This window comes from Clostridioides sp. ES-S-0048-02 (assembly GCF_020658495.1).
Lineage (GTDB): Bacteria > Bacillota > Clostridia > Peptostreptococcales > Peptostreptococcaceae > Clostridioides.
Map to the genome: position 1 here is coordinate 1 of NZ_JACVWH010000037.1, position 9,441 is coordinate 9,441.

At 28.5% G+C, this 9,441-nt stretch carries 9 protein-coding genes, 1 tRNA gene, 1 rRNA gene, 1 other RNA gene and 1 other annotated feature; of the genes, 1 reads left to right on the plus strand and 11 read right to left on the minus strand.

Annotation, left to right across the window (positions count from 1 at the left end; all coding sequences use genetic code 11):
- Positions 1 to 510 precede the first annotated feature (510 nt).
- Positions 511 to 1,716, plus strand: a complete 1,206-nt coding sequence (locus IC173_RS19825; protein ID WP_227845888.1) for an MGDG synthase family glycosyltransferase — start codon at positions 511 to 513, stop codon at positions 1,714 to 1,716.
- Between the two features lie 64 nt (positions 1,717 to 1,780).
- Here the strand turns inward: IC173_RS19825 and IC173_RS19830 are convergent, their stop codons facing one another.
- From IC173_RS19830 to rrf, 11 genes are all read right to left on the minus strand, one after another.
- Positions 1,781 to 2,002 carry a hypothetical protein gene (locus tag IC173_RS19830; RefSeq protein ID WP_227437601.1) on the minus strand — a complete coding sequence of 74 codons (222 nt, stop codon included), beginning with the start codon at positions 2,000 to 2,002 and terminating at the stop codon, positions 1,781 to 1,783.
- Between the two features lie 141 nt (positions 2,003 to 2,143).
- A complete protein-coding gene (recR, locus tag IC173_RS19835) occupies positions 2,144 to 2,743 on the minus strand; it encodes a recombination mediator RecR (protein ID WP_227437599.1) in 600 nt (199 codons plus the stop codon).
- A gap of 12 nt (positions 2,744 to 2,755) precedes the next feature.
- On the minus strand, positions 2,756 to 3,106 hold the full coding sequence (locus IC173_RS19840; protein ID WP_227437598.1) for a YbaB/EbfC family nucleoid-associated protein: 351 nt from the start codon (positions 3,104 to 3,106) through the stop codon (positions 2,756 to 2,758).
- A gap of 58 nt (positions 3,107 to 3,164) precedes the next feature.
- Complete coding sequence (gene dnaX / locus IC173_RS19845) at positions 3,165 to 4,802, minus strand: DNA polymerase III subunit gamma/tau (protein ID WP_227856172.1); 1,638 nt, start codon at positions 4,800 to 4,802, stop codon at positions 3,165 to 3,167.
- A gap of 76 nt (positions 4,803 to 4,878) precedes the next feature.
- An RNA gene (gene ffs, locus IC173_RS19850) (signal recognition particle sRNA large type) lies at positions 4,879 to 5,143 on the minus strand.
- Between the two features lie 41 nt (positions 5,144 to 5,184).
- Positions 5,185 to 5,276, minus strand: a tRNA-Ser gene (locus tag IC173_RS19855).
- The gene (locus IC173_RS19860) at positions 5,277 to 5,732 is read right to left on the minus strand and encodes a nucleoside deaminase (RefSeq protein WP_227437594.1); all 456 of its coding nucleotides are present in this window, start codon (positions 5,730 to 5,732) and stop codon (positions 5,277 to 5,279) included.
- 319 nt (positions 5,733 to 6,051) lie between these two features.
- The gene (gene serS / locus IC173_RS19865) at positions 6,052 to 7,323 is read right to left on the minus strand and encodes a serine--tRNA ligase (protein WP_227856173.1); all 1,272 of its coding nucleotides are present in this window, start codon (positions 7,321 to 7,323) and stop codon (positions 6,052 to 6,054) included.
- Between the two features lie 126 nt (positions 7,324 to 7,449).
- Positions 7,450 to 7,655, minus strand: a binding site (T-box leader).
- A 126-nt stretch (positions 7,656 to 7,781) separates the two neighbouring features.
- Positions 7,782 to 8,663 carry a mechanosensitive ion channel family protein gene (locus tag IC173_RS19870; protein WP_227437590.1) on the minus strand — a complete coding sequence of 294 codons (882 nt, stop codon included), beginning with the start codon at positions 8,661 to 8,663 and terminating at the stop codon, positions 7,782 to 7,784.
- An 11-nt stretch (positions 8,664 to 8,674) separates the two neighbouring features.
- Positions 8,675 to 9,184, minus strand: a complete 510-nt coding sequence (locus tag IC173_RS19875; RefSeq protein ID WP_227856174.1) for a transcription repressor NadR — start codon at positions 9,182 to 9,184, stop codon at positions 8,675 to 8,677.
- A gap of 131 nt (positions 9,185 to 9,315) precedes the next feature.
- Positions 9,316 to 9,432 (minus strand): 5S ribosomal RNA (gene rrf / locus IC173_RS19880).
- Positions 9,433 to 9,441 lie beyond the last annotated feature (9 nt).

Genomic DNA, 9,441 nt, shown 5'->3' on the forward strand with positions numbered 1-9,441 from the left:
ATCAAACTCTCAAATAAAAGTTTATCAGGCTCAGATACTATTGTTATCTAAATATCTGGCTTTATGGTTTGTTTCTTGTTTTTATAAATTAACCTACTGTTTAATTTTCAAAGTTCATTTTTCATGTCTGCCCTTTTCTTAAGGACAAGTAATACTATATCAGCTTTATTTATCTAAGTCAATATAATTTTTTATTTTTTTTAAGATTTTTTATTTTTCTATGTTTTATCAGCTTAACTCTCAGAAATTAATAATAAACAAAAGTCTCTATTTCATAGGACTAATATATATTTTATGCCCAATTTTCCTTTTTATTCTATATTTAAATTTTTTATTTGTAGCAATACACATTTTTTTAAAATTAATTTACATTTCTTTCACTTGTAATTTTTGTAATCTTGTATTAGATTATTATTAAAAAATGATTTATCAATAATTTGATTGAGAACGACATTTTTACACACCAAAATATTATATAAATACTATGCTACATTTTAGGAGGATTTTATTATGAGCAAGAAAGTATTAATCATGTCTGCTTCTACAGGTGGTGGACATAATAGAGCGGCTCTAGCTATTAAAGAAGAACTTACATCCAAAACAATTGATGGAGAGCCAGTTGAGTGCGAAATAATAGATAGTTTGAAATTAGTCAATAACATAATGGATAAAATAATTTCAAGAGGATATGAAAAATCCGCCATATATACACCCAAAGCATATGGAAGTGTATATAGATTATCTGAAACAAACCTTTTATCGAAAAATGAATTTAAAGATAATCTAATCATTACATTTATGGCAAAAAAATTTAAAAAACTCATTAAAAACACTAAGCCAGATTTAATTATAGGTACACATCCTTTTCCAATGATTGCTCTAAGTACATTGAAAAAAAATTTTAACTTACATAATAATGAAATAAATGCTTCTACTGATCATTTTTATAAGCATCATACAAGTACTATTAATGTTCCTCCACTTATTTCTGTACTAACTGATTATACTACTCATTCCACATGGATACAAAATGAGATTGACTACTATGTTGTTGGTCATGAGTATGTAAAGGAATTATTAGTATTTGATGGAGTCGAGCCTAGCAAAATTAGAACATTTGGAATCCCTGTTGAAAAATCATTCCACTCTCATAGAGATAAAAAAATTGTTCTTTCTGAACTAAATTTATCTCCTGATAAATTAACTGTTTTACTTATGGGTGGCAGTTTTGGAGCTGGGAATATAAAAGAAACTCTTGATGAGTTATTAGATACAGATAGAGATTTTCAGATACTTGTAATAACTGGTAGAAATGAAAGTTTAAAAGAGAAAATTGAAAAAAAACTTGTATCTCGTTATCATGACAAAAATGTATGTGTACTTGGATACACTAATAAAATGAATGATATTTTAGCTTCTATCGATGTTTTAGTCAGTAAGCCTGGTGGACTTACTACAACTGAAGCACTATTAAAAGATGTACCCATGATAGTTCCATATTATATCCCTGGACAAGAAGAAGAAAATCTTGATTTCTTATCCAATTGTGGTGCAGCACTTAGAACTACAAAGAAATATAATTTATCAATATTATTAAAAGTTTTAATAGATGACTCTAGTAGGCTAGAAATGTTAAAGAAAAATATAAAATCTATAAGAAAGTCAAATTCAGCCCAAAACATAGCTAATTTAGTATTAAGTATAATTTCTGATTAATAAAATAAATAAAATCCCTATAGTATACCTATTAGGGATTTTTTATCTTCTAATTATTTAATTGCTAGATTGGTTCATAAAAATCTTCTTCATAATCATACTGATAGTTTTTATAGTTATTTCTGAATTCAGTATTTTTATTTTTTGGAGTTTTCTTAGTTTTTTTCTTGTTAGAAAAACTTATCTCCTCAAAATCATCATATTTAGGCTTGTCTTTTGATTTCATTTTTTTAATTCTTTTTTCTTTCATTGCATTATGTTCTTCTAAGTTCATAATTGGTTTCATGTTGCACCCCTATCAAAATTTTTAAATGATTTATACAACAAATTATACAATACAGAAGAGATTTATTCAATAAATCTAAATCAAAATTAATCTGAATTTAACTCCAAAAAATTACAAAAATCGAGGTAGTAACCTCGATTTTTATATTTCTCTTCTGCCTTCCAATGCTTTCGATATTGTAACTTCATCTGCATATTCTAAATCGCCTCCAACAGGAAGACCATGAGCTATCCTAGTAACTTTGATTCCCATTGGCTTTACTAATCTTGCAATATACATAGCTGTAGCTTCTCCTTCAATAGTAGGATTTGTAGCCATTATTATTTCTCTTACATCTTGATTACCAAGCCTTTGTATAAGCTCTTTTATTTTTAGCATATCTGGTCCAATACCATCCATTGGAGAAATAACCCCATTTAATACATGATATTGCCCTTTAAACTCTCTTATTCTCTCCATAGCTGCAACATCTCTCGGATCTTCTACCACACATATAGTACTAGAATCCCTATTCTTATTTGAACACATACTACATGGGTCTGTATCTGTTATATTGCAACAAATTGAACAATACTTTATCTCTCTTTTTGCGTCTATAATTGCCTTAGATAAAGCCTCCACATCATTAGTATTCATATTAATAATATGAAAAGCCAACCTTTGAGCAGTCTTTCTTCCAACTCCTGGAAGCTTTGAAAATTCTTCTATTAGTCTCGTTATCGGACCTGTATAAACTTGCATAAATATCACCTACTAGAATAACCCTGGTATATTCATACCTCCAGTTACCTTACTCATTTGATTTGCTTGTATATCATCAATATTTCTCAATGCTTGATTTACTGCACTTAAAACTAAATCCTGTAACATTTCTATATCGTCTGGATCAACAACTTCTGGTTTAATAGTTATATCTAAAACTTCTTTTTTACCATTAACTTTTACAGTAACTGCTCCTCCACCAACTGAAGCTTCTACTTCTTTATTTTCTAACTCTTGTTGAGCTTTTTGCATGTTTTCTTGCATCTTTTGAGCCTGTTTTAATAAATTATTCATATTTCCACCACCAGGCATCATTCCGCCTCCAAAACCTTTTTTAGCCATAAACACTATTCCTCCTAAACTTATTTTCATTTTATTATTATATCATAATAGTATTTTATTATTTACTTTCATTTTCATCAATACTATCTTTTATTTCTAGTATCTCTTCGTTTACTATGTTCTTTAGTATCTCTTCACCAATGTCTTTTTTTTCTTTAACTTCAAGATTTATATCTTTGACTTCTGATGACAATACTATTTTTACACTAAAGCTTCTATTTAAAACTTCTCTTATAGTCTTCTCTAGATAATTTATTGTATCTGGGGAGCTTAATCTAGTTTTTGCAAAATCAAATTTATCATCAAATATTACATATAACATGTTAGAATATACATTAAAACTTTTTACCTCACTTAAAAGAGCGTATATTGGCATTTTTTTATCTTTTTTAATTTGTTTAAGTATATTTTTCCATGATGATTCTATAAGTAGAACATCTTCATTTTTTACCTCTTCATAAACTATACTTTCTTTTTTTGAATCTATTTCTCTATTATCCTCATATTCCTTTTCTTTACCACTATCATTATTTGTAATTTTAAAGCTACCCATTTCAATCATTTTTTCCAAATTCTCAACCCTTTTAATAAGAGCTTCTTTACTTTCATCAAACATTGGCTGAGCAATCTTCATTATAGTTATTTCTACTAAGACTCTTGGATTTGAAGATGATTTTATATCATCTTGAGTTGTTGACAGTATATTTAAAATTCTTATTAAATCATTCATATCTATGTCCTCAGATTGAGATTTAAGTTGCTCTATAGTTTCTTCTGGTAATGAGATTATTTCATCTAATTCTGATGATACTTTGCAAACCATTAAATTTCTAAAATGGTCTATTAAATCATTTATAAGGTTTCTTATATCTTTACCCCATAAAACAAATTCATTTAATATTTCAAGAGATTTTTTAGTATCCTGTGTTACAATACATTGAGACAACTCAAATAATTGTTCTATATTCACGCTTCCCATCAACTCAACAACATCTTTATAGTCTACTGTATTTTCTCCAAATGATATACACTGGTCTAATATGCTAAGAGCATCTCTAAGTGCTCCTTGAGAGTTTCTAGATATCAGATTAAGAGCTTTTTCATCTATGTCAATTCCTTCATCTTTACAAATTTTTTTCATCCTAAGAGTCATATCTTTAACAGTAACTCTTTTAAAATCGTATCTTTGGCAACGTGATAAAATAGTTGCAGGTATCTTATGAGGTTCCGTAGTAGCTAATATAAAGATTACATATGAGGGAGGTTCTTCTAATGTCTTTAACAATGCATTAAAAGCTCCTTGAGACAACATATGAACCTCATCTATTATATATACTTTATATTTAGCATTAGCTGGAGAATATTTTACACTTTCTCTAAGCTCTCTTATATCATCTACACTATTATTTGATGCTGCATCTATTTCTACAACATCCATTGTATTATCTTTTAATATTGATTCACATATTTCACACTCATTACAAGGTTCTTCATTCAATTTATTTAAACAATTTACCGCTCTTGAAAAAATTTTTGCAGTAGATGTCTTTCCAGTACCTCTTGTACCACAAAACAAATAGGCATGTCCTATATTATCATTGTATATTTGATTTTTTAAAGTCTTAATAATATGTTCTTGACCAACAACATCATCAAATCTTTGTGGCCTATATGCTCTATATAATGCTTTATGCATCTTTTTACCTCTCTTTAGTAAAATTAATAAAAAAATCCCTCATTATCTAAGGGATTAGTCTTTTATATATTAAATGCTGTACACCATCTATCGACTTAATTCCATAGGCGTTACCAAAACAGTTAGCTCAACTTAGGCACCCCCGCGGCACACAAAAGTGATCACTTACCGCTGCTTCCTTCCGGATCTGACGGGGTTCATGAGCTTTCATTGCGCAGGACCTAAGCATCAACACCACTTATTTAGGGCGGCCCTACAAAAAATAAGCCTTTAGATGGAATTCAATCCTGCTATAGCGGATTGCAGGTTACAGGGCACCGCTACCTCCCCATCTAGTACAGCAAAATTACAACCATATTTAATTACTTTTATTTATTGTTTCTGGCGGAGAGAGTGGGATTTGAACCCACGATACAGTTTTACCCATATACTCGCTTTCCAGGCGAGCGCCTTCGACCACTCGACCATCTCTCCTTAATCTCTTTTTCTTAATGCCTTAAAAAATTCTTGCAATATGATCGAGCATTCTTCTTGCAAAACATCAAAAGCCACTTTTACATTATTATTATCAAAATAATCTAATTTAAACTCATGCTGTTTCTCTATATATGAATTTTTTATATGTCTTGTCCCTATTATAAGCTTTTTTATTCTAGAATTAACTATTGCACCACTACACATTATACAAGGCTCTAGTGTAACATACAAATCACAATCTGTCAATCTCCATCCACCTAATTTTTCTGATGCTTGCTTTATCGCTAAAATTTCTGCATGAGCTGTAGAATCTTTCAATGTTTCTGTAAGGTTATGAGCCCTTGCTATTATCTGATTATCTTTAACTATAACAGCACCTATTGGTGTTTCTCTCTTATTATATGCTTTATATGCTTCTTTTAATGCTTCTTTCATATAAAATGAACTTTCCATAATTCCTCCCAAAACTTATAACAAACTTATCTTATCATAATTCATTTTATAATTCAACTTAATTTTATTTTGTTTATTTAATATATTGCTATACATAGCTACATTTAATTTAAATTAACCTAAAAAAAATTTTTCAACGTCTAATTAAATGTTGATTTATGAAAATATTTAGCTTTTTATGATGAATATTCTATTATATATATTAACATAAAAAAGTTATGAAATTATTAAATCTCATAACTTTTTCTAATTTACTATTTACTTACAGTATATTTTTAATCTTAAAATATATTATCACTTATATAATATTAATACACAATTATTTTATAACATCAACACCCATATAAGGTCTTAATTCTTCTGGAACCACTACAGAGCCATCTGCTTGTTGATAATTTTCTAATATAGCAGCTAAACATCTTCCTATAGCTAATCCAGAACCATTTAATGTATGAACATATTCTGCTTTTGATTTTTTATCCCTTTTAAATCTTATTCCCGCTCTTCTTGCTTGGAAATCTTCAAAGTTTGAACAAGAAGATATTTCTACATATCTATTATAACTTGGCATCCAAACTTCTAAATCATATTTAAAAGCAGCTGTAAATCCTAAGTCTCCTGTACATATTCTTACAACTCTATATGGAAGACCTAACATTTGTAACATAGTTTCAGCATCATGAGTTAATGATTCTAATTCCTTATAAGAATCCTCTGGTTTAACAAATTTAACTAATTCAACTTTATTGAATTGATGCTGTCTAACTAAACCTCTTGTGTCTCTTCCTGCTGAACCAGCTTCAGATCTAAAGCAAGGAGTATATGCACAATATTTTATTGGAAGTTCTGCAACATCTAATATCTCATTAGCATGTATATTTGTCACAGGTACTTCAGCTGTTGATATTAAGAAATACTCTAGCCCTTCTATTTTAAACATATCTTCCTCAAATTTAGGAAGTTGACCAGTGCCTATAAAACTATTTCTATTAGCCATAAATGGAGGTAAAACTTCTGTATATCCATGTTTAGCTGTATGAGTATTTAAGAAGAAATTCATTAAAGATCTTTCTAATCTAGCACCTAATCCTCTATATAAAGTAAATCTTGAACCAGTTATTTTTCCAGCTGTTTCAAAGTCTAATATCCCTAAACCAGTTCCTATATCCCAGTGAGCTTTATGTTCAAAATCAAATTTTGTAGGTTCTCCCCAAGTTCTTACTTGAACATTATCTTCATCTGTTTCACCTTGTGGCACATCTGGATGAGGTACATTTGGAATTCTCATCAATGCATATTCCATTTTTCCTTCAACTTCTTTTACTTTCTCATCAATACCTTTTATCTTGTCTGATAATTCTTTTAATCTTGCTTTTTCCTCTTCTACATCTTTTCCTTCTTTTATTAATTGTGGTATCTTTTTAGAGTTTACATTTAATTCATTTTTCATAACTTCAACTTCTTGAAGTATCTCTCTTCTTTTATTATCTAATTCCACTACAGCATCAAGGTCGAATTCTTTTTCGCCTCTTATTTCCATAGCTTTTTTAATATCATCTAAATTTTCTCTTATTCTTTTAATATCTAACATATTAATTCCTCCTAATAATTTTTATAATATAAATTAATAATTCCAATTTAAATTAAAACATTTTTAACTGCAAATTCTTAGTTTAAACAAATTTTGAAAATAAAAAAAGACCTCCGTTTACCCTATAAAAGGGACGAAAATCTTTTATCCGCGTTGCCACCCTAATTGATTATACCCATATGTACAATCCTCTCAGACCTGTAACGTAGGTAAACGTCTAGCTTTAACTAGAAGCTCTAGAGTAGATTCAAAAACCATTGTAATGAGTTCTCACCATCCACTCATTCTCTGAATACAACCTGTTTTTTACTATTTTCTTTCAATGCTTTTAACTAATTGTTTTATTTGATAATCATTATATTATATATATTAACATCTTTCAATACTATTATTCAATTTTTTTTAGAATTTTCTTTAATTTGTTATCTTGAATTTGATTTTTTTGTTTAATTAAAATATTATCTTTTATCTAAAGAATTTAAATTACTTGTGTTATTAAACAATAATGAAGCAGGAATAAATGGAACTTCTATTTTATTTTCATCAAATTTCTTTTTAACTTTTTCCATTATATCAAAGTATACATCCCAGTAATCATCAGTTTTAACCCAAGGCCTAGCAACTATTTGCATAGTATTATTACCTATAGAGTTTAACCCTATGATTGGCTTTGGATCATCTAGTATCCTTTTTTCATTTGTAAAAATTTCATTTAATATAGATTTAACCATATCTATATCGCTGTCATAAGAAATATTATACGAAAAATCTATTCTTCTTTTATTTTGATGTGTGTAATTAATTATATTATTACTTGTCAATTGAAAATTTGGTATTATTATAGTTTTATTATCTGGAGTTTTAAGAACAGTGCTAAATATTTGTATATCAGAAACTGTACCTTCCACACCTGACCCTTGAATATAATCACCTATATTGAAGGGCTTAAAAAACAAAATAATCATGCCTGAACCTAGGTTTGATAATATTTCTTTAAATGCTAATCCTATACTAAATCCAGCTGCTCCTAAGACCGCTACAACTGATGTAGTTTGTATTCCTATAATACCTAAACTTATCAGTGATATGATGGATAGCATTGATATATATATACCATATACAATAAAATTATTTACACCTTTACTCATTCCATATTTAATTAGAAATTTAGAAACCATCTTTCTTACTATCTTAGCTATATAAATACCTATTATAAATATTGTTATTGCATATATAATATTTGGTATATTATCACTGAAATTATTAAGCATATTTTCTAAAGTTCTCTTCGTTATATTACTATTTGTTGAAGTAGTCTTAGCCAATGACAAAAAATTCATTTAACTCCTCCTTATGATAATATTCCACTGTCATCTAGTTTTTTTATTATATCTTCAATAGTTTTTTCTTTGAGTGCTTCAATTGTATGAATATGACTACATTCTGTTAAAACTGATAATTGTTTAAACTCATTTTTTTCAACTTTTATCATAAAATCATCTATATCCATTTTAGAATAAATATTAAGTTCCGCAGTTATTTGACCATATGTCGGATGATTTACAATAACATCTTTTACAATTCCACCCAAATCTACAATAATTCTTAGTTCTTCATAAATTTCTTGGGGATTTCTATGATTTTTACATTTTATTTGTCTGGAAAAATATGGTTGATTATATATTATATATCCTTGAGGTGTCGCTATTATTTCAAAACCTTTAGCTCTTATAAGCGCTATATCTTGTACTATTACTTGTCTGCTTACATTTAATAGCTCTGCTAGCACTCCACCTTTTACAGGATGCTTGGATTCCTTTAAAATATCTATTAATTTGTTTCTTCTTTCATTAGAATTCATATCATACCTTCTTTCTAAATCAAAACTTTTTGTCTATATTATATAATTCTATATTTTATCTTAGTATAAATCAATACAGAGTTTATATTCTGTTTAATTTTAGATTTTATAGCAAACAATAAAAAAAGACTACGTGGCTACGTCCTACTCTCCCAGGCAGTTTCCCACCAAGTACCATCAGCGCTAGAGAGCTTAACTTCTGTGTTCGGAATGGGAACAGGTGTATCCTCTCTGCTATTGTAACCACATAATCTTTA